Source organism: Amycolatopsis sp. cg13 (assembly GCF_041346965.1).
In the GTDB taxonomy this organism is placed as follows: Bacteria; Actinomycetota; Actinomycetes; order Mycobacteriales; family Pseudonocardiaceae; genus Amycolatopsis.
The window spans coordinates 6,123,770-6,143,769 of the sequence record NZ_CP166848.1; the positions used below are offsets into that span (position 1 = coordinate 6,123,770).

The 20,000-nt window shown below is 70.0% G+C and carries 23 protein-coding genes and 1 riboswitch; of the genes, 7 read left to right on the forward strand and 16 right to left on the reverse strand.

The features are described 5' to 3' along the window. Positions 1–68: 68 nt before the first annotated feature. Positions 69–962: a Gfo/Idh/MocA family protein gene (locus AB5I40_RS28525; RefSeq protein WP_370933223.1), complete on the reverse strand. Its 894-nt coding sequence runs from the start codon at positions 960–962 to the stop codon at positions 69–71. Between the two features lie 28 nt (positions 963–990). Beyond that, positions 991–1,140: riboswitch (cobalamin riboswitch) on the forward strand. A 12-nt stretch (positions 1,141–1,152) separates the two neighbouring features. Here AB5I40_RS28525 and AB5I40_RS28530 point away from each other — a divergent pair. From AB5I40_RS28530 to AB5I40_RS28545, 4 genes are read left to right on the forward strand one after another with little or no spacing between them, the layout of a single operon-like run. After that, the gene (locus tag AB5I40_RS28530) at positions 1,153–1,836 is read left to right on the forward strand and encodes a hypothetical protein (RefSeq protein ID WP_370933224.1); all 684 of its coding nucleotides are present in this window, start codon (positions 1,153–1,155) and stop codon (positions 1,834–1,836) included. Then, a complete protein-coding gene (locus AB5I40_RS28535; RefSeq protein ID WP_370933225.1) occupies positions 1,823–2,902 on the forward strand; it encodes a CbiQ family ECF transporter T component in 1,080 nt (359 codons plus the stop codon). The genes AB5I40_RS28530 and AB5I40_RS28535 overlap by 14 nt, the downstream gene beginning before the upstream one ends. Then, positions 2,899–4,497 carry an ABC transporter ATP-binding protein gene (locus AB5I40_RS28540; protein ID WP_370933227.1) on the forward strand — a complete coding sequence of 533 codons (1,599 nt, stop codon included), beginning with the start codon at positions 2,899–2,901 and terminating at the stop codon, positions 4,495–4,497. The genes AB5I40_RS28535 and AB5I40_RS28540 overlap by 4 nt, the downstream gene beginning before the upstream one ends. Beyond that, entirely contained in the window at positions 4,494–5,279 is a 786-nt protein-coding gene (locus AB5I40_RS28545) for an ECF transporter S component (RefSeq protein WP_370933229.1), read from the forward strand. Before AB5I40_RS28540 ends, AB5I40_RS28545 begins: the two co-directional genes overlap by 4 nt. Here AB5I40_RS28545 and AB5I40_RS28550 read toward each other — a convergent pair. The 3 genes from AB5I40_RS28550 to AB5I40_RS28560 all read right to left on the reverse strand — a co-directional run bounded on the left by AB5I40_RS28550 (position 5,272) and on the right by AB5I40_RS28560 (position 7,332). Beyond that, positions 5,272–6,105 carry an alpha/beta fold hydrolase gene (locus tag AB5I40_RS28550; RefSeq protein ID WP_370933231.1) on the reverse strand — a complete coding sequence of 278 codons (834 nt, stop codon included), beginning with the start codon at positions 6,103–6,105 and terminating at the stop codon, positions 5,272–5,274. The two genes, AB5I40_RS28545 and AB5I40_RS28550, sit on opposite strands and share 8 nt — an antisense overlap. A gap of 68 nt (positions 6,106–6,173) precedes the next feature. Further along, positions 6,174–7,034, reverse strand: a complete 861-nt coding sequence (locus AB5I40_RS28555; protein ID WP_078870267.1) for a 3-hydroxybutyryl-CoA dehydrogenase — start codon at positions 7,032–7,034, stop codon at positions 6,174–6,176. 115 nt (positions 7,035–7,149) lie between these two features. After that, on the reverse strand, positions 7,150–7,332 hold the full coding sequence (locus tag AB5I40_RS28560; protein WP_037716129.1) for a DUF3073 domain-containing protein: 183 nt from the start codon (positions 7,330–7,332) through the stop codon (positions 7,150–7,152). Positions 7,333–7,539: 207 nt separating this feature from the next. Between AB5I40_RS28560 and AB5I40_RS28565 the strand changes: the two genes are divergently transcribed. Next, positions 7,540–8,436 (forward strand): hypothetical protein, encoded by an 897-nt coding sequence (locus AB5I40_RS28565; protein ID WP_370933233.1) that lies wholly within the window; start codon positions 7,540–7,542, stop codon positions 8,434–8,436. On the opposite strand, the gene AB5I40_RS28570 is transcribed toward AB5I40_RS28565, so the two are convergent. From AB5I40_RS28570 to AB5I40_RS28580, 3 genes are read right to left on the reverse strand one after another with little or no spacing between them, the layout of a single operon-like run. Further along, positions 8,417–9,361: an asparaginase gene (locus AB5I40_RS28570; RefSeq protein WP_370933235.1), complete on the reverse strand. Its 945-nt coding sequence runs from the start codon at positions 9,359–9,361 to the stop codon at positions 8,417–8,419. The genes AB5I40_RS28565 and AB5I40_RS28570 overlap by 20 nt on opposite strands. Then, a complete protein-coding gene (locus tag AB5I40_RS28575; protein WP_370933237.1) occupies positions 9,358–9,924 on the reverse strand; it encodes an aerial mycelium formation protein in 567 nt (188 codons plus the stop codon). The genes AB5I40_RS28570 and AB5I40_RS28575 overlap by 4 nt, the downstream gene beginning before the upstream one ends. Positions 9,925–9,973: 49 nt before the next feature. Next, positions 9,974–11,095 carry a folate-binding protein YgfZ gene (locus AB5I40_RS28580; protein ID WP_370933239.1) on the reverse strand — a complete coding sequence of 374 codons (1,122 nt, stop codon included), beginning with the start codon at positions 11,093–11,095 and terminating at the stop codon, positions 9,974–9,976. Positions 11,096–11,126: 31 nt separating this feature from the next. On the opposite strand from AB5I40_RS28580, the gene AB5I40_RS28585 reads away from it, so the two are divergent. Further along, entirely contained in the window at positions 11,127–11,972 is an 846-nt protein-coding gene (locus tag AB5I40_RS28585; RefSeq protein ID WP_370933241.1) for an aminodeoxychorismate lyase, read from the forward strand. On the opposite strand, the gene AB5I40_RS28590 is transcribed toward AB5I40_RS28585, so the two are convergent. From AB5I40_RS28590 to AB5I40_RS28630, 9 genes are all read right to left on the reverse strand, one after another. Further along, complete coding sequence (locus AB5I40_RS28590) at positions 11,954–12,700, reverse strand: aminoglycoside phosphotransferase family protein (protein ID WP_370933243.1); 747 nt, start codon at positions 12,698–12,700, stop codon at positions 11,954–11,956. The genes AB5I40_RS28585 and AB5I40_RS28590 overlap by 19 nt on opposite strands. Then, entirely contained in the window at positions 12,693–13,103 is a 411-nt protein-coding gene (locus AB5I40_RS28595; RefSeq protein WP_370933245.1) for a hypothetical protein, read from the reverse strand. The genes AB5I40_RS28590 and AB5I40_RS28595 overlap by 8 nt, the downstream gene beginning before the upstream one ends. Before the next feature lie 2 nt (positions 13,104–13,105). Beyond that, positions 13,106–13,957 (reverse strand): biotin-dependent carboxyltransferase family protein, encoded by an 852-nt coding sequence (locus tag AB5I40_RS28600; protein ID WP_370933246.1) that lies wholly within the window; start codon positions 13,955–13,957, stop codon positions 13,106–13,108. Further along, complete coding sequence (locus AB5I40_RS28605; protein ID WP_370933248.1) at positions 13,957–14,559, reverse strand: allophanate hydrolase subunit 1; 603 nt, start codon at positions 14,557–14,559, stop codon at positions 13,957–13,959. The genes AB5I40_RS28600 and AB5I40_RS28605 overlap by 1 nt, the downstream gene beginning before the upstream one ends. Positions 14,560–14,575: 16 nt before the next feature. Beyond that, on the reverse strand, positions 14,576–15,187 hold the full coding sequence (locus tag AB5I40_RS28610; RefSeq protein WP_344266171.1) for an FABP family protein: 612 nt from the start codon (positions 15,185–15,187) through the stop codon (positions 14,576–14,578). Positions 15,188–15,316: 129 nt separating this feature from the next. Continuing rightward, positions 15,317–16,630, reverse strand: coding sequence for an MFS transporter (locus AB5I40_RS28615; protein ID WP_370933250.1), 1,314 nt, complete (start codon positions 16,628–16,630; stop codon positions 15,317–15,319). A 191-nt stretch (positions 16,631–16,821) separates the two neighbouring features. Continuing rightward, the gene (locus AB5I40_RS28620; protein ID WP_370933252.1) at positions 16,822–17,124 is read right to left on the reverse strand and encodes a DUF1416 domain-containing protein; all 303 of its coding nucleotides are present in this window, start codon (positions 17,122–17,124) and stop codon (positions 16,822–16,824) included. Further along, positions 17,124–17,960: a sulfurtransferase gene (locus tag AB5I40_RS28625; protein ID WP_370933254.1), complete on the reverse strand. Its 837-nt coding sequence runs from the start codon at positions 17,958–17,960 to the stop codon at positions 17,124–17,126. The genes AB5I40_RS28620 and AB5I40_RS28625 overlap by 1 nt, the downstream gene beginning before the upstream one ends. Positions 17,961–17,989: 29 nt before the next feature. Continuing rightward, entirely contained in the window at positions 17,990–18,424 is a 435-nt protein-coding gene (locus AB5I40_RS28630) for a DUF4395 domain-containing protein (RefSeq protein WP_344266159.1), read from the reverse strand. 666 nt (positions 18,425–19,090) lie between these two features. On the opposite strand from AB5I40_RS28630, the gene AB5I40_RS28635 reads away from it, so the two are divergent. After that, positions 19,091–19,906 carry a transposase family protein gene (locus AB5I40_RS28635; RefSeq protein ID WP_370933256.1) on the forward strand — a complete coding sequence of 272 codons (816 nt, stop codon included), beginning with the start codon at positions 19,091–19,093 and terminating at the stop codon, positions 19,904–19,906. Positions 19,907–20,000: the final 94 nt, after the last annotated feature.

A 20,000-nucleotide genomic window follows, 5' to 3' on the forward strand; every position in this document is an offset into this window, starting at 1 on the left:
TAGGCATTCCTTCGTCCGAAACGAACTTCCCGCTCATCGTCTCAGACCGGGCAAGCGAATTAACGGCCTCAGCGAAGGGCGGCGCGCGCCTGGTCCACGATCCGAGCCAGGTGCACGCCCCGCCGGACGTCGCAGGGATGTGTGGTCGTTCCGCACGACACCATCGCGGCGAAATCGTCCAGCAGCGCGGTGTACGCGTCGTTCGCCGTTCCGGTGCGGCCAAGCGTGCGGAAGCCGTGCTCGCCGAAGACCGAGTACTCGACCACCGTCGGCTGCACCGGGAGGCGCAGGCTGAGCGTCGCGGTGCTCGTGATGCCGCTTTCGTGTTCAAGCAGCAGTTGCCACAGGTCTTCGGGGCCGCGGTGTGCGGCAAGGACGTCCGTGATCGGGCCGAGGGCGGCGTCGAGCAGGTCGAACGCGTGCGGGCCGATGTCGGCGAGCGCGCCGGCAGCCGGATCCTGCCGCCAGGCCGAGGTCGCGTACTTCCCGGCGAGCAACGCGCCGGACAGCCACCGCACGCTGCCGCCGCGCCAACCGCCAGCAGCGGTGACGCCCTCCAGCCAGTCGCGCGTCTGCTGAGCGAACCGCAGCGTCAGCATCACCAGCGACGCGACGCCAGCCGATGTCACGGCGTCGGCGAGACGCTGCGCCGAGGCGAGATCGGGGGCGATCGGTTTCTCCAGGATCAGGTGTTTGCCCGCCTCCGCTGCCTTGGTGGCCAGTTCGGCCTGCACGGTCGGCGGCACCGCGAACGCGAGCGCGTCCACCTGCTCGAACAGTTCGTCCAGATCGCTGGTGGGCACGGCGTCGTAGGCCTGCGCGAGCGCGGCGGCGGCTTCCGGCCGGCGGCTCCACACAGCACTGAGCACGGTCCCTGGATGATCCGCGAGCCCGGGGGCGTGCACCGTGGTGGCCCACGGTCCGGTTCCTACGAGGCCGACGCGCAACTGGTCCTGTCCCACGCCCGGAAGTGTAGGTGTGGCCGCGGTCGCTTCCAGCGGGGCCTGCGGTGCGTTAACGTCGACAAGTTCTTCGCCACGAACGGGGGAAGCCGGTGAGAATCCGGCGCTGGCCCGCAACCGTGAGCGGCCCCGCGAGGGACCGCGAGCCGGATCGCCCGTCGTGGTCCGATCGATGCGAGGTACATCTGACATGCGATTCGTGCACGCGCGGCACTGGGGGCGAGTCCTCGCCGGCTGCGCTCTTCTCGTCGCTACCGGTTTAGGCGGAGCCTCTTCCGCCTCCGCTACTACGCCCGGCAAGGGCACCGACGGCTATTGCCAGGACGACAACGGCGTCACGGTAATCGTCGATTTCCAGGGGCTGGGCGGGGAAACTCTCATCCGGTGCGCGCCTGGCAAGCAGGAAAACGGCGTCACCGCCCTGCAAAACGCGGGCTTCGAGCTCACCGGAGCGGGCAAATACGGCCTGGCCGTGATGTGCAAGATCGAGGGCAAACCCGCCGACCAGACCTGCACGGGCATGCCGCCGGAGAAGGCGTCGTGGAGCTTCTGGACCGCCACCAACGGCGGCAAATGGGAGTCGGCGCAGGTCGGCGCGCAGAGCTGGAAGCCGCCCGCCGGGGCGTTCGAGGGCTGGTCATTCGCGATCGGCAAGTCCTACACCGAGTATCCGCCGCCGCGCACCGAGCCGGTGCGCAAGGCCGCCGCGCCTGCCCAGGCCCCGGCGTCCACTTCGGACAGTGGATTCCCGTGGGGCCTGGTGATCGGGGTCGGGATCGTGGTGGTGATCGCGCTGGTCGGGGCGTTCGTCATGACGCGTCGCGACCTTGACGAGAAGTCGCCCTTCCTTCGCCGCAAACGTGGCGGGAAGTAGTCCGCGAGCGCTCCATCCCGGCGCGTGGTGGGTGTGGGCGCTCGCGCTCGCCGTCGCCGCGAGCCGGACCACGAACCCGGTTCTGCTCGCGCTTGTGATCGCAGTGGCCGGGTTCGTCGTGGTGCTCCGTCGCGGCGACGCGCCGTGGGCGCTGGCGTTCCGGATGTACGCCTGGATCGCCGCGGTGATCCTGGCATCGCGCGTGCTGTTCCGGATCCTGATCGGCGGCGAGGACGGTGGGCACATCCTCTTCACGCTGCCGACCATCCCGCTGCCGAGCGTCGCCGCCGGCATTCAGCTCCTCGGCCCCACTTCGGCCGAGGAGCTGCTCGGCGGGCTGTACGACGGGCTCCGGCTGGCGACGATCGTGCTCTGCGTCGGTGCGGCGAACGCGCTGGCGAACCCGAAACGCCTGCTCAAGGCCGTACCCGGGGCGCTGTATGAGGTGGGGACGGCGGTTACCGTCGCGTTGTCCGTGGCTCCGCAGCTGGTCGAAAGCGTGCAGCGGGTGCGCCGTGCGCGTCGGCTGCGTTCCGGGAAGACGCGCGGCCTGCGGTTCGTGAAGGGGATTTTCGTGCCGGTGCTCGCCGATGCCATGGATCGGTCGCTGCAGCTCGCGGCGGCCATGGATTCTCGCGGTTACGGACGGCGCGCGTATCTCTCGCCGCGGGTCCGGATGCTGATCGCGACCTGCGTGCTGGCCGGGCTGGTCGGGGTCGCGGTGGGGGTTTACGGCGTGCTCGACGGGTCCGCGTCGTGGCTCGGCGTGCCGATGCTCGTCACCGGTCTGGTGCTGGCCGCCGCCGGATTCGTGCTGGGCGGACGGCAGATCCGCCGCACGACCTATCGGCCCGATCCGTGGCGGCTGCCGGAGACGCTGGTCTCGCTGTGCGGCGTCGCGACCGCGGTGCTCGTGCTGATCGCCGACCCGGTTTCGCTCACCACCCCGGCCAGCCCGCTGACCTGGCCGGAGCTGCCGCTGCTGCCGACTGTCGCGGTGCTGATCAGCGCGGCGCCCGCTTGGTTCGCGCCGCGTCCGGCGCTGGTGTCGGAGGTCGCCCGATGATCGAGTTTTCGCACGTCAGCGTCACCTACGACGGGGCGGACCGGCCGGTGCTCCGGGACGTCGACCTGACCATCGAGGAAGGCGAACTCTGCCTCGTCGCTGGCCGCACCGGTGTCGGCAAGTCGACATTGCTCGGCGCGATTAACGGCCTCGTCCCGCATTTCACCGGTGGCACGCTGAGCGGCCGCGTCGCGGTCGCCGGGCTCGACACCGCGACGCATCCGCCGCGTGAGCTGGCATCGGTGGTCGGCGTAGTCGGGCAGGATCCGCTGGCCGGATTCGTCACCGACACTGTCGAGGAAGAGCTGGCTTACGCGATGGAGCAACTCGCCATCGCGCCGGACGTGATGCGCAAGCGCGTCGAGGAAACCCTTGACCTGCTGGGCATCGCCGAACTCCGCGACCGTCCACTTCGGACGCTTTCCGGCGGTCAGCAGCAACGCGTCGCGATCGGCGCGGTGCTTACGGCGCACCCGAGCGTGCTGGTGCTGGACGAACCGACGTCGGCGCTCGACCCGACCGCGGCCGAGGAGGTGCTGGCCGCGATCACCCGGCTGGTGCACGACTTGGGCACCACGGTCGTCGTCGCCGAACACCGGATGGAACGCGTCGCGCAGTACGCCGACCGCCTGCTCTACCTGCCCGGCGACGGCACCGTGGTCTCCGGCCCACCGGCGGAGGTGTTCGCCGAGACCGACGTCGCGCCGCCGATCGTGGAACTGGGTCGACTCGCGGGCTGGTCGCCGCTGCCACTCTCGGTCCGCGACGCCCGTCGGCTCGCCCGTCCACTGCGGGAACGCCTAGCCGAACGTCGCCCCGCTGAAGCGGCACAACGCTCTGGCGAAACGGTCCTCACCGCGCGGGGCGTGCGGGTCCGGTATGGGGGCGTGAACGCGGTTCGCGGCGTTGACCTGCGGCTGAACCAAGGCGAGGTCGTCGCGCTGATGGGCCGGAACGGCTCGGGCAAGTCCTCGCTGCTGTGGGCGTTGCAGGGCAGCGGACCCCGCTCCGACGGCACGGTCGACGTCCTTGGTGCGGACCCGAAGACGCTCCGCTCGCGAGCTGCCCGCGCGCGGGTCGGTCTGGTCCCGCAGACGCCGTCTGACCTGCTGTATCTCGACTCAGTCGGCGCGGAATGCCGACAGGCCGACGTCGAATCGGACGTCACGCCAGGCACCGCACGGAAGCTGCTCGACCGTCTCGTACCGGGTATCCAAGACGACACCAACCCGCGCGACCTGTCCGAAGGCCAGCGACTCGCCTTGGTCCTCGCTGTGCAACTAGCCGCCGCCCCGCCGGTCGTGCTGCTCGACGAGCCGACCCGCGGCCTGGACTACCCGGCGAAACGGCACTTCGCGACCATCCTCGCCGACCTGGCCGCCGAGGGACACGCGGTGCTGCTGGCCACCCACGACGTCGAGTTCGTCGCCTCCGCCGCACATCGCGTCGTGGTCCTGGCCGAGGGCGAGGTGGTCGCGGACGGGCCGACCGCGGACGTCGTCGTAGCCTCGCCCGCCTTCGCCCCGCAGGTGGCGAAGATCCTCGCGCCGGAGCCGTGGCTGACCGTGGACGCGGTGGCGAAGGCGCTGGCGTGACCGATTTCCTAGGCTCAGCCGTCCGCATCCGGCACCGCACGGCGCTGGTGCTGACGGCCGCCGTCGTGGTCGGGCTTGCGATGTTCTGCTGGCCGCTGCTCGCCCGCAGCACCGTCGGCACCTCCGCACACGTGACCGACGCGCCGTTCGTTTTCCTCGTGACGCTGCCGGTGCTGATCCTGATCGTGCTGGCCGAGCTGTCCAGCGGCGGACTCGACGCGAAGGCGCTCGCGCTGCTCGGCGTGCTGTCCGCGGTGAACGCCGCGCTGCGTCCGCTCGGCGCGGGCACCGGCGGGATCGAGCTGGTGTTCTTCCTGCTCGTGCTGGCCGGGCGGGTCTTCGGACCGGGCTTCGGGTTCGTCCTCGGCTCGACGTCGCTGTTCGCGTCCGCGCTGCTCACCGGCGGCGTGGGGCCGTGGCTGCCGTTCCAGATGCTGGCGTCTTCGCTGGTCGGCCTTGGCGCGGGGCTGCTGCCGCGCCGGGCGAAGGGCCGGTGGGAGATCGCGATGCTGGCGGCCTACGGAGTGGTCGCCGCCTACTTCTACGGCCTCGCGATGAGCCTGTTCACCTGGCCGTTCCTGGCGGGCCACACCGCGCTGGACTTCGTCCCGGGCGGCCCGCTCGCCGAGAACCTGCACCGGTTCCTGGTCTTCACCGTGCTGACGTCCACTTTGGGCTGGGACACCGGCCGCGCGCTCACGAACCTGGTCGCGATCCTCGTGCTGGGCCCGGCGATCCTGACCGTGCTGCGCCGGGCCGCACGACGAGCGGCGTTCAGCTGACCGACTGGCCGACCTTGTCCAGCACCTCGACGAACTGGGCCATCCCAGCCGCGTTCGGGAAGTGCGACGTGTCGATGTCGTGCACCTCGAACTGCGTGCCGGGCGTGCGCGCGTCGGCCTCGGCGATCATCCGGTCCTGCAGGGCGAGCGGCACCAGACGGTCTTGGAGATGCCGGATGTAGAACCGCGGGACGCGCCCCCACCGCTCCGCCGTGCCGCGCGAGTCGGTCGCGCTGCGGCCGATAATGTCGTCCGGGGCCATCGCGTTGAGCAGGGCGTAGAACTCGCCGTCGGTGGCGTCCGCGCAGAGCGCCGCCTTCGCCGCCGTCAACGCCTCCGCCGACGAAGAACGCCAGTTGAACCGCATCGCGCCGATCACCGCCGGGTCGGCCGCGATGAACCCGAGCATTGCCCCGACCTGCGACGACGCGGCTTCGGGCGTCGCCAGGTATTCCTCCGGCGTCGGCAGTTCGACACAGCAGAACGCGGCGTCGTAGACCAGCGCCGACACCAGCTCCGGGACCTCTTCGGCGACGAGCGTGACCAGCGCGCCGCCGATGCTCGACCCGACCAGCACGACCGGGCCCAGCGCGGCGGCCCGGCGGACGACGTCCACAGTGGACGCGACCTGGTCGGCCATCGTCACGCCGGCCAGCGCCGAGGGTTCCGTGGCGAACGCGCCGAGATCCTGCGGAGCCTGGTACGACAGCCGGAACTGCTGCTCCGGCTGCGGCACCCCCACCCCGCGGTACCCGCGCAGCACGAGTTCAGGCGGGGCGGCGGACACGCCGTTGGCACCGGCGGCGAAGACGAACGTCGAAGTCATGCCGCACAGTCAAGCGACCTGCCCGGCCCCGCACAGCGGGGAGAAGTTGATCAGGTCCGCAACTAAAGTCAGGAGTACGAGTAGAAGCCGCGGCCGGTCTTCTTGCCGAGCAGCCCGGCGTCGACCATGCGCAGCAGCAGCGGCGGCGACGAGTACAGCGGCTCCTTGAACTCGGCGTACATCGAGTCCGCGATCGCCTTGATGGTGTCGAGGCCGATCAGGTCGGACAACCGCAGGGGACCCATCGGATGCGCCGTGCCCAGCTCCATGCCGCGGTCGATGTCCTCGGCCGAGGCGAAGCCCGATTCGATCATCCGGATCGCCGACAGCAGATACGGCACGAGCAGCGAGTTCACGATGAACCCGGCCCGGTCCTGCGACCGGATCACCGTCTTGCCCAGCGCGCCGGTGGCGTGCTCCTCGGCCCGGCGGGCGGTCTCCTCGCTGGTCAGCAGCGACGGGACCAGTTCGACCAGCGGCAGCACCGGCACCGGGTTGAAGAAGTGGATGCCGACGACCTGCTGCGGACGGCCGGTGGCCATGCCGAGCTTCATGATCGGAATCGACGAGGTGTTGGACGCGAACACCGCGTCCTCGCGCTCGACGATCTTGTCCAGTGCCCGGAACACGTCGACCTTGGCCTGCTCCTGTTCCAGGATGGCCTCGACGACGAGATCGCGGTCGGCGAACTCGGCGATGTCCGTGGTGAAGCGCAGCCGCCCGAGCGCCGCTTCGGCGTCCTCGGCGGCCAGCTTGCCGTTGCGGACGCCGCGTTGCAGCGACTTCTCGATGCGCGCCTTGCCCGCGTCGAGGGCGGGCTGGTTCACCTCGGTGACCAGCACGTCCAACCCGGACCTGGCGTGCACCTCGGCAATGCCGGAGCCCATCAGCCCGGCTCCGACCACACCTACTCGTGCGATGTCGCTCACCCGTCCAACTCCTTCGTCACCTCACCGGCAGAGCCGGAGAAAACGGGCAGCACACAACGCACGAGGGCGTCTCGGACCTCGGTCCGATTCCGCCCTCGCGTGTCGTGTGCCTGCGTCAACGGCGGTACTCGTCGTACCCGTCGTCGTACGGGTCCTCGTACCGCTTGTCGTCCTCGTGGTTGTCCGAGGAACTACTCGACAGCTCGCGCTGCAAAGCATCGAAGTCGGTTTCGTGGGAGCTGTATTTGAGCTCGCGCGCCACCTTCGTCTGCTTGGCCTTAGCCCGGCCGCGCCCCATGGCTCGACCCCCTCGCACAGGGGCGGGGCGGCCGGGGGAATCGGCGGCCCCGCATCGTCTCGACAGTTCTTTCCTGCTGACACCGTACCGTGTCCCGGGGGTTGGATGCGACGTGGCACGGTGTGCTCGTCGCGACAGTGTCCGCCGGACGCCGGTTACCGGCACGTCGATGCCGATCGGCCCTGGTCGGCGTGCCACGATGCTCGGGTGCTCCGACCCTTCGTGGCCTATCTGCGGGTGTACGAACCTCTGCGCGCGCTGGGCGATCCTCCCGCGCAACAGCTGGTCCAGGCCGTTTTCGCGGGCGGGCTCAGCCGGGTCGGGATCGGCGAACGCGAACAGTGGATGTGGCTCAAGTCACAGGCGGCCGCGCCGGTGCGGTTGCTGCCCGCGCAGCTGCGCGACGGACGGCCCTCGCCGAGCCTCGTCAACGACGTGCTCGTGCTCGATCCGGCCGACGTCCCCGCCGGCCACCCGGCCGAAGGCCCGTTCGCGTGCCCGCTCGAACTGCGCGCCCGCTCGGCCGCCGCGTTGAGCACCTTCCTCGCCGACGCCGAGCCGGCGTTGCGGATCGCGGTCCTCGACTCCTGCGGCGTCACCGCGGATCGCGCCCGCGCCCAGACCAAAGCCGCGATGACCGACCTCACCGCCACCGCCGCGCACACCCTCACCACCACCTGGACCGTCCCGCTGCCCTGGTTCTCGCTGGTCGACCCGGACGAGCGCAAGCTCGTGCTCGGCAGCGGCCCGGCCGACCCGACACGGGAAGCGTCCTGGCGAACGCCGATGTCCGAGGCGCTGCGGCGGGCGTCCGACGCGGGCGAGCTGATCGAGACGACCTTCGGCGACTCCGGTCCCGGCCGGGTGCTCTCGCAGACCCGGCAGTGGCTGGAGAGCTTCGACCCGGACTCGGTGGTCGAACTGGACTACGGCGGTCTCGTGCAGCTGTTCGCCGACTCGCTGCTGGACGCCGACTCCACCGCGGAGGAGGTCCACGACATCCTCGACGCGCTGCGCACCGGGAACGTCGAGGAACTGGCCGAGCTGTTTTCGCAGCTGCGCGAGTTCTGGGGCGACCTCGCGGCTAAGGAGCACTCCAACTGACCCGCAGCTCGCCCTGGCGTTCGCCGCCGCCGTACACGGGCGGGTGAGCCAGGTCGGCCAGCGCTTCCGGCGTCTCGATGCCCAGGCGGCCGAGGACGGCCATGGCCAGCGGCGCCAAGGCCCGCTTGTTGCCGTCCGCGACCTTGATCGCGCACGCGGTGCCGTCGCCGAGCGTGAACGCCAGGACGCCCTCCGCGCCGCTCTTCGACAGCAGCCCCGGCACGGCCTGCATCAGCCGGGTGTCCTCCCGGCCGGTGCCCGCGACCAGCCACGGATGCGCCCGCATCGCGTCGGCTACCCGGCGTTCGTCAGTGCCCTCGCTGGCCTGCGCTAGCCGTCCGAACGACCTCGCGAGGCCGGTCGGCGAGAACGCGAACAGCGGGGCGCTGCAGCCGTCGACCCCGACCGCGGCGATGGCTTCGCCGGTCAGCTCCTCGACCGTCTTCGCGAGCTGGACCTGCAGCGGATGGTCCGGCAGCTGGTAGCCGTCGGTCTTCCAGCCGTTCGCGGCGCAGGTGGCGAGCATCGCGGCGTGCTTGCCGGAGCAGTTCATCGTGATCTTCCGCGGCTCGTCGGCCGCGCGCCGGGCGTCCTCGCCGATCGGCAGCTCGGCCGGACAGGCCAGCGCCGACGGATCGAGCCCGGCCGCGGACAGCATCGCCGCGACGCGCTCGAGATGTCCGGTTTCGCCGGAATGCGAGGCGCAGCCGAGCGCCAGGTCCGCGCCGTCGTAGCCGAGCCCGGCGCGGAGCATCCCGACGCCTTGCAGCGGCTTGTTCGCCGACCGGGGGAAGAACGGGCTGGTCACGTCGCCCGCGGAGAACTGGACGGAGCCGTCCGGCGCGGTCACGACGAGACATCCGTGATGGACGCTCTCGACGAACCCGTTCCGGACGACCTCCACGAGGATCGGCTGGCCGGTCATTCCTCGACGCGCCCCAGTTCGCTGTCCAGCAGCTGGTCCACAGTGGCCGCTCCGCTGCTGTAGCGCGCGGCGATCTCGGCGTTGAGCGTGTCCATCACGCCTTGGACCTGGCGGCGGAAGGAGGACACGGACGATTCCTCGGCCGCGTACGTGTCCAGCGCGGCGGCGAGCTTGTCGTCGGTGAGCGAGCCGACGTCGGTGAGCCCGGTGTCGCCGATCAATGCCTCAGCGTGCCTGCGGTGCTCGCCCGCGCGGGACGGTTCGAGCTGCTGGTGGCGGCCCGAACCGGCGGCCGGGCCGAGCGCGTTGTCGGCGAGGATCGACGCGAGCCGGTCGACGATGCTGGCTTCCCCGCCGGACGAGCGGCGCTCCTGTTCGGCGCGCACGATGTCGATGCGGGCGTGCAGGAGCCGGCGCAGGTAGGACAGGTCTGTCTCTTCCTGCGCGGCCTCGTCGCGCCGCTCGCGCAGCACCGGGAGCGGCAAGTCGCCTAATCCGGTGAGGTATCCCGGGCCGAGGACGCGGTCGATCCGTCGTCGCCCTCCGGGACGCACTTCGATCACGGGCACATCCTGCTCCACATTCGGCGACGACGCTACCGTCGAGTTCACTTCAGCCCCGCAGTCTCTGCGCCGCTTCCCGTCCGGGCGCCGCGTGCTCGCCCGGCACCGAGTCCGGATCGACAGTGGCCTGGACCACTCGGTCCTCGTCGCCGGCCAGCAGTTCCGCCCCGCCCGGCACCGAGCGCTTGACCAGCGCCAGCGCGATCGGCCCGAGTTCGTGGTGCTGCGCGACCGTGCCGATCCGGCCGACCACCCGCTCGCCGAGCTTCACCGGGTCTCCGGTCTCCGGCGTGATCTCCGGCGAACCGTCGAGGTGCAGCAGCGCGAGATACCGCGGCGGGCGGCCGACGTTGTGCACCTTCGAGACGGTCTCCTGGCCGCGGTAGCAGCCCTTCGCGACGTGCGCCGCCGAGCCGATCCAGCCGACCTCGTGCGGGATCGTCCGCTCGTCGGTGTCGACGCCGAGCCGCGGATGCCGCGATTCCACGCGCAGCGCGTCGAAGGTCCACGAGCCCGCCGGACGCGCGCCGGCGTCGGTGAGCCGTTGCCACCATTGAGTGAGCTGAGCGCGCGGCACCACGAGATCCGCGCCCGCTCGCGTCGGCCACGGCATCCGCCGGGCGAAACCGCCTTCGGGCAGCGCGGCCACCGAGTACGGCTCGGCACCGAGTTCCACGCCGAGCACGCTGTCGGTCTCCGGGCCGAGCACGGTGAGAACGGCCAGCTCTTCCGTCGCGTCGCGAATCTCGACCTTGGACCAGAATTTCATCGCTTCGAGGTACTCGCGCAGGGTTTGCTTGCCGCCCTTGGGCAACGCGCTCGTGACGAGCGGGCCGGGGTCGCTGTCGAGGTACACCGTGTCGCCGGTGTGCGCGAGCACGAAGTGGGTGTCGACGTGGCCTTGGCTGTCGAGGACGAGCGCTTCGGTGCCAGTGTTTCCGGCGAGTTCGGTGACGTGCTGCGAGATCACCAAATGCAGCCAGGACAAGCGTTCCTCGCCGGTGACAGCGAGGATTTCTCGGTGCGAGCGGTCGATCACGACCACTCCTCGGGCGGCGGTGCGCTGCTCGGCGAACGGATCGCCCCAGTGCCACGGAACTCCGGCTTCCGGATGGCCCTCGGGCGCGGCGACCGCGCGGGGGATTTCGAGCAGCGGCGAGCTGTACGGCATAGCCCTAAGGGTAAGTGAGTACCTTGAGGGGATGCGCGTTCTCGCCTTCCTCGACGGTTCACTGGCCGACCCCGAAGCCGCCCACCTCCGGGTGGACGACCTCGGCCTGCTGCGCGGAGACGGGGTGTTCGAAACGATCCTCGTGGCAGTGAAAAAGCCGCGGGAAATGCGTCCGCACCTCGACCGGCTCGCCCGTTCCGCGGCGATGCTGGACCTGCCCGCGCCGGACCTGGACGGCTTCGCCCGAGCCGCGCAGGCGGTCGTCGACGCGTGGGAGGGCGGGCCGGAAATCGCCCTGAAACTCGTGTACACGCGGGGTGTCGACGGTGATCCCGAGGGCAGGCCGACGGCGTTCGCGATGGGCTTGGAGGTCGAGGAGAAGGTGCTGCGGGCGCGCACCGAAGGCGTCTCGGTGGTGACCCTGGAGCGCGGTTTCGGCCCCGAACTCGCCGAGCGCGCCCCGTGGCTTTTGCTCGGCGCGAAAACGGTTTCCTACGCGATGAACATGGCCGCCCTGCGCGAGGCGACCCGTCGCGGAGCCCAAGATGTGATCTTCACCGCTACCGACGATTCGGTCCTCGAAGGACCGACGTCGACGGTCGTCCTGGCGAAGGAACGGACGCTCTACACCCCGCCGGCCACTGTTGGCATCCTGCCAGGAACGACGCAGTACGCGTTGTTCCGCGGCGCGGAGAAGGCCGGTTGGTCGGTGAAGGTGGAGCCGTTGACGGTGGAGGACCTGCTGCGCGGGGACGGCGTTTTTCTTACGTCGTCGGTGCGGAAGGTGACCCGGGTGCACACGCTGAACGGCACGGAACTGCCGGATTCGACGGCGCTGCACGGGGAGCTGGTGGCGGCTTACGAGAGCGAGTACTGAGCGGCGTTCGCTTCGATATGGGCGATGTCGCGCAGGTAGAGGAGGTCGTGGCCGTCTGCGATGTGGCTGGTGAAGCCTTCGTGGCCAGCTGTGGCCTGGGCGCGCATGAGCTGCACGAGGTCGCGCAGCCGGTCGGCGGCTGAGTCGATCACTGCTGCGCGGTCGGTGAATCCGTAGCTGTCGCAGAACAGTTTCGCGCGAGCGGCCTGCTCTTCGATCGACCCGAAACCGTCCTCATTGGCCGGGTCGGTGAGTGGCGCGAAGCGGTAGACGGCGTAGCCGAGGTCGTGCGAGCGCGGGCCGGGATGCGCGGTGTCGAAGTCGATCAGGCCGACGACTTCTTCGCCGCGCAGCACGCAGTTGTACGGAGCGAAGTCGCCATGGCAGATGACCTCGGCCGGTTCTCGGTCAGGCAGCATCCAGCCGCCCGGCAGCACGAGGTCGGCAGTCGCGTCGTGGTACGCGCGCAGCAGCTTCGCGGCGGAAATCAGTGCGGTGGTGCTGCGGGCGGCCGCGGTCAGCGGGTAGTTGCTGACCTCGCCGGGCAGGAACTCCAGCACATCGGTGTTGCCTTCGACGCCGATGAACCGCGGTGCCTGCCGGAATCCGGCGTGTTCGAGATGACGCAGCAACTCGGCGACCCGGTCGCTCCACGGCCCACGCGGGCGCCGAACCGTATTGCCGACCCGCACGACAGTGTTCAGGCCGCCGACGAACTCCTCAGTCACCCACGACCTCCGAAATCAGCACCACCGACGGCGTGATCCCCTCCGCGCGATAGGCGCTGATCTTGTGGTGCCCGTCCACCAGCAACGACCGCGTACCGGACAAAACCACCGCCACTGGGCGGTGTCCGGAGCGGATCGCCGTGCGGTAGTACGCGACGCGGGCATCGTCGTCGTCCGGCCAGTCGCTCGCCGGGACCAGGTCGGGGCCCTCGAAGCGTTGCGGGCCGCTGACCCGGTACTGGCCGTCGACGAGCAGCGCCAGCAATTCGCGCAGGGTTTCCGCCAGCGGCAGGCGTACCTGACCGGTCGCGAGCGCGATGCGCAGCGACTGCGGCAGCTCCGCCCGTCCTCCGGTGTTCAGCTCCAGGAAACCCGCGCCGCCGGTGATCGTTACCCGTTCCACGCTCAGAAGGACGCTTGGAACCGCACCAAGGTTCCGGGGCGTGCTTGAGCGAGTGCTCCGAGTGACTCCCGTCTCACGACCGCGACCACCGGATAACCGCCCGTGGTCGGGTGATCGGCCAGGAACACCAGCGGCAATCCGTTCGGCGGGACTTGGATCGCGCCGGTCAGCACGCCCTCGCTCGGTAGCTCCGAAGTGGACACTCGACGTAGTGGCGGCCCATCAAGGCGGACCCCCACTCGGTTGGATTCCGCGGTCACCGTCCACTGTGTGTTGAGCGCGCTCGCGGGATCGGCGAACCAGTCGTCGCGCGGGCCGAGCAGGACGGGCACTGCCAGCTGCCCCGGCACGGGCGCGGCGGCGACCACGTCGGCACCGGACGGAATACCGGTGACCGGACCGAGGGGGACTCTCGTGCCAGCTTCCAATGGCGAGGGGCCGAGTCCGGACAGGACATCAGTCGACCGGCTCCCCAGCACCGGTGGCATGGCGATGCCGCCGGACACCGTCAGGTAGCAGCGCAGGCCGGAGGAAGGGCGGCCGATCGTCAGTTTTTGGCCTGGCCGCAACGGAATCGGCGTGTGCGAGCCGGTTTCCCGGCCGGCCACGGACACCGCGACCGGCGGTCCGGTCACCGCGGCGGTGCACGAAACCGCAGCCCGGACGGTCAGTCCGCCGAGCACGGTTTCGATCCCGGCGGCGTCCTCGGCATTGCCGACCAGCCGGTTGCCGAGCCGTAGCGCGGCGACGTCAAGAGCACCCGACGGTGGGACGCCCAGATGTGCGTAGCCAGGCCGTCCGAGGTCCTGCACCAAAGCCAGCGATCCGGTCGAGACGATCTCCAACGCGCGCATCAGACGCTCCGGAACCGGACGCGGAGACCAGGCGTGAACAACGCCGGTTGTTCGGCAGCAGGATCGAAGAGCGTCGCCTCGGTGTGGCCGATCAAGCGCCAGCCGCCAGGAGATTCCCGTGGGTACACGCCGGTGTACTCGTCGGCGATGGCTACCGCGCCAGCAGGGACCCGGGTGCGCGGAGAGGCCAGCCGTGGCTGCTGCAACTGCGCGGGAAGCCCGGCGAGATAACCGAATCCGGGCGCGAAACCAGTGAACGCGACCGTGTAGGCCGCGCCAGTGTGGAGAGTGACGACCTCGTCCACGCTGAGCCCAGCATCCTCAGCGACCAGCGAGAGATCTTCGCCGGAGTAGCGCACGTCCAAAACGACTTCGCGGGTATCCCCGGCGGGCGGATGGTCCAGATCGGCCGAAGCCAGCAAGGAACGCGCCGCTTCCAGAGCACCCGTGGACGCGACTACCAGCAGGGTGCGAGCCCCGGGGACGATCTCCTCGACGCCATCGAGCGCGGCTTCGGTGAGCGTCGCCCGGGCCGCGCTCATTTCCGCGAGCGAGGCGCAGTCGAGCAGGGCGGCGTGTTCGCCGTACCGCCGCCAGCGCACGGCGTCTCCCGGAGCCTCAGCCCACCACGCGGCGCAGCAGCGCGGAGGCGTGCGGCTGCATTTCCTGGCCGACCATCGCGCGTTCCTCGACGTACCCGAGGTCGCCGTTCACCAGGCCGTACAGCCGCTGCGCACCGGTGACCTCCTTCGCCGTCGCGGTGCGGATGACCGCGTCGGTGCCGAGTTCCCAGGACGTCTGGCTGCGCGGTTTCCCGTAGTACAGCTCGACGATGCCGGAGCTGTGCGTGAGCAGCAGTTCCAGGGTGTCGTCCTCCTGCGGCCGCCAGAACCCGGTTTCGCGGGCGGCGGGCCGCAGCACGCTGCCGTCCTCGTTCAGCAGCCACGAGCGCGCCTCGTGGTACAGGAACGGGCGGCCGTCGTGGGCGACGGTCAGCTGCTGGGCGAACTTGATCGGCCCGTCGATCGTCGGGTAGTCGATCTCGCCCTCGCCGCGCCAGACGCCGACGAGCGGCAGCAGTGCGAGGCACGCGTCGTTCAGGTTCGGGCCCTCGCGCAGGTTCGCCGTGTCGTTCGGGATCGCCAAGTCGTCCCACAACGGCAGGTTGCGGTCGCGCGTGCTGGCGGCCCGCTCCTCGGCTGCCGCGATGGCCTCGTCGCCACTCGTCATGCTGGTCAGCGCTGGTCGGCGTACAGCCGGTAGACGACAAAGACCGCGAACAGCACGGTGGCGATGCCCGCGATGATCAACAGGGTCGTAAACAAGGTCTCCACAGCGAGGACAATAGTCCGCCCCGGCTCATCCGGCCTTGCGCAGGGTCGTCGCGGTGAGGACGGTCACCGCCAGCAGCGCCGCTCCGGCCACCGCCATCGCGGTCTGCAGCCCGGTCGTGAGCGTGCTGCCGTGATCGAGAAGGGCCCCGAGCGCGGCGACGCCGAGCGCCATCCCGACTTGCCGCGCGGCGTTCACCGTCCCGGCTGCGGTGCCCGTGCGCTGCACCGGAAGCCCGGCGAGAACGACGACGTTGGTCGGGGTGATGCTCAGGCCCAGCCCGATGCCGGACAGCGCCAGCGGGACGCTGAGCAGCCAATACGGGCTCGTGGTGTCGACCAGCAGGAAGGCGAGACTGCCCGCCGCGGTGATGGCCAGGCCGATCGGCAGCACCCGTTCCGCGGTGAAGCGGGCGGCGAGCCGTCCGGAGAAGAACGCGAGAACGGCGTTGGCCACTACGTACGGCAGCATCTGCACGCCTGTCGTCGAGGCGGTGCTGCCCCAAGCCTGCTGCAGGTAGACGGCGATCAACACCGGCAGCGGGTAACACGCGAAGCCGATGACGAACGACGTAAAGATCGAGGTGGCGAAGCGGAGCTTGCCGAACAGCCGGATCGGCAGCATCGGATGCGAGGCGCGCAGTTCCACCACGATGAACGCGGCCAGCCCGAGCGCGCCGAGCACCGCGACCACGGCGTCGGACGCGATCACGGCGTAGGTGAACGATCCGATCCACAACGCGCCGAGCACCTGGCCGGGCAGGTCCAGCGCACCGTGCGCCGGATCGGACGACTCGCCGAGCCCTCGACGGCCAGCGAGCACCGCGAAAACGCCGATCGGCAGGTTGACCAGGAAGATCGCGGGCCAGCCGAACGCGTCGGTGATCGGTCCGCCGATCAGCGGGCCGATGACCAGCGCACCTCCGGCCACCGCGCCCCACGCCCCGAGCATCCGCGCCCGTTCGCGCGGCTCCGGGTACGCGTGTGCGAGGAGCGCGATGCCGCCGGGGATGACCGCGGCGGCTGCGACGCCCTGCACTATGCGCGCGGCGATCAGCAGCCCGAGCGTCGGAGCGAGGCCGCACGCCAGCGAAGCGAGCGTGAACACGGCGAGCCCGCCGAGGTAGATCCGCTTGCGGCCGTAGCGGTCGCCGAGCGTGCCGCCGGTGAGGATCACGGCGGCGAGCGCGACGGTGTATCCGTCGACAATCCATTGCAGGTCAGTGAATGCAGCGCTCAGCTCGTGTTGAATCGTCGGCAGCGCGACGCTCACCACGCTCGCATCGAGCAACGCCATGAAGCTGCCGAGGAACACAGCGATGGCCAGGAGTGGGTTCCGCACAACGGTTTTCGTTTGGGACACCCTCGCGAGCTTGGGTCCTCAAGCCGACTTGAGGTCAAGCGTCCCGACCCGACCGCGGGATTGCGTCGGCGTTTGGAGGGAGCGGTGTGACCGGCCCCCGGGCCGGGTGCGCCGCTCCCTCCAAACGCCGACTTGCAGGCGATCCCGCCGCGACGGCGGAGCCGGCGCAATCAGACGCGAATGGCCAGTTGGTGCAGGCCCGGTCCCTCCGCTGTGACGTTGGCTTCGCCGTTGCCCGTGCGGTGCAGCGCGCGCACCGTCCAGGAACCGGCGGCCGCGTAGAAGCGGAAGTCGCCGTCGGCCGAGGAAACGACCTCGCCCGCGAAGTCGCCGCCGCCGTCGAGCAGCCGGACGAACGCGCCGCCGACCGGACCCTCGGTGCCGGTGACCTTGCCGGCCAGCACGACCTGGCCTCCTGTGTCGAAGTCCGCCGGGGTCGCTTCCTGCACAGGTGCGCTGCAGCCGTCTGCCATTACTTAGCTCCCAACTCGACCGGAACGCCGACCAGCGAACCGTATTCCGTCCACGAACCGTCGTAGTTCTTCACGTCCGCCTGGCCGAGCAGCTCGTGCAGGGCGAACCAGGCGATCGAGGAACGCTCGCCGATGCGGCAGTACGCGATGGTCGCCTTGCCCTCGTCGTAGCCGGCCTCGGCGTAGAGGTCCTTGATCTCCTGCTCGGACTTGAAGGTGCCGTCCTCGTTGGCGACCTTCGCCCACGGCACGTTCAGCGCGCCAGGGATGTGGCCCGGCACCTGCGACTGCTCCTGCGGCAGGTGCGCCGGGGCGAGCAGCTTGCCGGAGAACTCGTCCGGCGAGCGCACGTCGATGTAGTTCTTCGCGCCGATCGACTGGACGACCTCGTCGCGGAACGCGCGCAGCGACAGGTCCTGGTCCTTGGCCTTGTAGGTCGTGGCCTCGCGCTTGACCTCGTCGGAGTTCAGCTCGCGGCCGTCGAGCTCCCACTTCTTGCGGCCGCCGTCGAGCAGCTGCACGTTCTCGTGGCCGTAGAGCTTGAAGTACCAGTACGCGTAGGCGGCGAACCAGTTGTTGTTGCCGCCGTAGAGGATCACGCGGTCGTCGTTCGAGATGCCCTTCTCCGACAGGAGCTTCTCGAAGCCCTCCTTGTTGACGAAGTCGCGGCGGACGCCGTCCTGGAGGTCGTTGCGCCAGTCGAGCTTCACCGCGCCGCGGATGTGCCCGTTGTCGTAGGCGGTCGTGTCCTCGTCGACCTCGGCGAACACCACGCCCGGGGTGTCCAGGTTTTCCTCGGCCCACTGGGTGGTGACCAGGACGTCTTCTCGGCTCATGGAAGCTGGCTCTCTTTCTGGGTTGGGTTTTACGAGGACGCCCGCGCGGGGCTGAAACGCTTGATCAGCAGGTACACCTGGCACCCGAGGCAATAGTTGAACGCCGCGTTGAGGAACGCGGCGAAGAGCGCGAACGCGGTCGCGACGACGCCGAGCGGCGTCACGCCGGTCGCGAAGCCGATCGTGCCGACGAGCGCGAACACGAACCCGACCGCCTGCGCGAACCGCAGCGGAGCGGCGTCCTCGCGTTCGGTCGGCGGCCCGAGCCGCGGCGCGACCACGAGCCGGTACAGCACCGAGTACGGCGCGGGCTTGAGCCCGACGAACGCACCGATCGCGAAGACCACGGTCTGCAGTGCGAGCAACGGCCACCACTGCGTGACGAGCACGACAGCGAGCACCACCGTGGTCACGATCGCGGCGAACCTGGGACCTCGCGGGTCTACGGCCGGTCCGGCGGACATGGGTTCCTCCTGCTCAGTGCGAGGGGAAGGGCGTGCGGGCAGCACGCGGCGAAGACGGATGGAGCTGCGGAACGGCGCGAGACGTGCTTCAGCGCCGGCCGGAAAAAGGCAGACACAAGCTGCTGCGCACGCGGCAGAAATCGACCGCGCGGCGCTGCGTCAGGAGGGTGATGGGCAGCTCGTCCACAGGGGGGAGGGTACCCAGGCTCGCTCGCTCCCGGAACCATGTTCATTCCTTGGGACGAGGTCCGGATCCTGAGAATCAACCCCATGGACGCCCGGCTGAGCACTGCCCCAATGTGGCATTGGGTGCGTGGGACGCACCGAACGCCGCATTGGGTGCGTGGGGCGCACCGAACGCCGCATTGGGTGCGTTGAGGGAGCCAGCGGCGCGCAGCGCCTCCGTTGAGGGTGGCGGCGGGGGCATGGATGGAGCACCCAATGCCACATTGAGGGTTTTTCATCCTGTTGTTGCTGGTGGGGGTGGGTTGCGGGGGTGGGGTGTGGTTGGTGCTGCGGGGATGTTGTGCCGTGTCTGTGCGGGTGGCACCTGAATGCCGGGCGCGGCGGGCCCGGGGATAGGCGAAGCCCCCGGCAGGGTTCGCGGATGTGAGTCAGCAAACGACCGAGGGCTTCGAGTCCCTTGTTTATCAGAGCGTTCTTCCGGTGTCGAAACAGACCGTCGCGATGGCCGGCGACCTCATCCGCAAGCACCGCAGGAGAGTCGGGTCCCGGTGGCGCAAAGCGTCGCCGGGCAGGCAGGCGCTGCTGGCGCTGGCGGTGCTGCGCCACGACCAGCGCCTGCAGGACCTGGCCGGCGGCAACGGGATCTCCGCCTCGACACTGCGCCGGTGGGTGCTGGAACTCGTCTCGCTGCTGGCCGCCCGCGCGCCCCGGCTCGGCCGGGTCCTGGACCGGCTGCGCGCCGCCGGCGCCACCCTGGTCCTGGTCGACGGCACCCTGGTCCGCACCCGCCGGCGCACCGGGAAAGCCAACCGCCGCCACTACAGCGGCAAACACAAACGCCACGGCCTCAACTTCCAGGCCCTCACCGACACCCGCGGCCGGCTGCTCTGGCTCTCCTGCGCGCTGCCCGGCAGCACCGCCGACATCACCGCCGCCCGCCGCCACCGCCTCCTCGACCGCCTCGCCGCCGCGGGCCTCGCCCTCGGCGGCGACAAGGGCTACCACGGACTGCACAAAGACCTCCGCGCCCGCCGCGTCATCGCCGCGGAAAACCCGGACCCGATCGTGATCACGCCCGTCAAAGCCGAGACCAACCGACCCCTCACCGACGCCGAAAAAATCTCCAACTCCGTCTTCAACGGACTGCGCTGCGCCGTCGAACGAGCCTTCGCCGCTCTCAAAACCTGGCGAATCCTCGACAAACTACGCCTCAACCCCCGCCACGCCACCAGACTGCTCCGCGCACTGCTCGTCCTCGTTCAATATCACCAAAAAACACCCCACCCAACACCCTGACCAGCACAAACCAAGATGAAAAAACCTCATTGGGGCGCTTTAACGGGGCCGGGCGGCGAGAGGGTCAGCGCGGCGAGAGGGTCGCTCGGCGAGA

Bases quoted from the DNA above. Each gene is read 5' to 3' on its own strand.
- AB5I40_RS28530 (WP_370933224.1), top strand. From the start codon at position 1,153: ATGCGATTCGTGCACGCGCGGCACTGGGGGCGAGTCCTCGCCGGCTGC.
- AB5I40_RS28585 (WP_370933241.1), top strand. From the start codon at position 11,127: ATGCGCGTTCTCGCCTTCCTCGACGGTTCACTGGCCGACCCCGAAGCC.
- AB5I40_RS28610 (WP_344266171.1), bottom strand. From the start codon at position 15,187: ATGACGAGTGGCGACGAGGCCATCGCGGCAGCCGAGGAGCGGGCCGCC.
- AB5I40_RS28550 (WP_370933231.1), bottom strand. From the start codon at position 6,105: ATGACTTCGACGTTCGTCTTCGCCGCCGGTGCCAACGGCGTGTCCGCC.
- AB5I40_RS28580 (WP_370933239.1), bottom strand. From the start codon at position 11,095: ATGCCGTACAGCTCGCCGCTGCTCGAAATCCCCCGCGCGGTCGCCGCG.
- AB5I40_RS28620 (WP_370933252.1), bottom strand. From the start codon at position 17,124: ATGGCAGACGGCTGCAGCGCACCTGTGCAGGAAGCGACCCCGGCGGAC.
- AB5I40_RS28600 (WP_370933246.1), bottom strand. From the start codon at position 13,957: ATGCGCGCGTTGGAGATCGTCTCGACCGGATCGCTGGCTTTGGTGCAG.
- AB5I40_RS28540 (WP_370933227.1), top strand. From the start codon at position 2,899: ATGATCGAGTTTTCGCACGTCAGCGTCACCTACGACGGGGCGGACCGG.
- AB5I40_RS28570 (WP_370933235.1), bottom strand. From the start codon at position 9,361: ATGACCGGCCAGCCGATCCTCGTGGAGGTCGTCCGGAACGGGTTCGTC.
- AB5I40_RS28625 (WP_370933254.1), bottom strand. From the start codon at position 17,960: ATGAGCCGAGAAGACGTCCTGGTCACCACCCAGTGGGCCGAGGAAAAC.
- AB5I40_RS28630 (WP_344266159.1), bottom strand. From the start codon at position 18,424: ATGTCCGCCGGACCGGCCGTAGACCCGCGAGGTCCCAGGTTCGCCGCG.
- AB5I40_RS28560 (WP_037716129.1), bottom strand. From the start codon at position 7,332: ATGGGGCGCGGCCGGGCTAAGGCCAAGCAGACGAAGGTGGCGCGCGAG.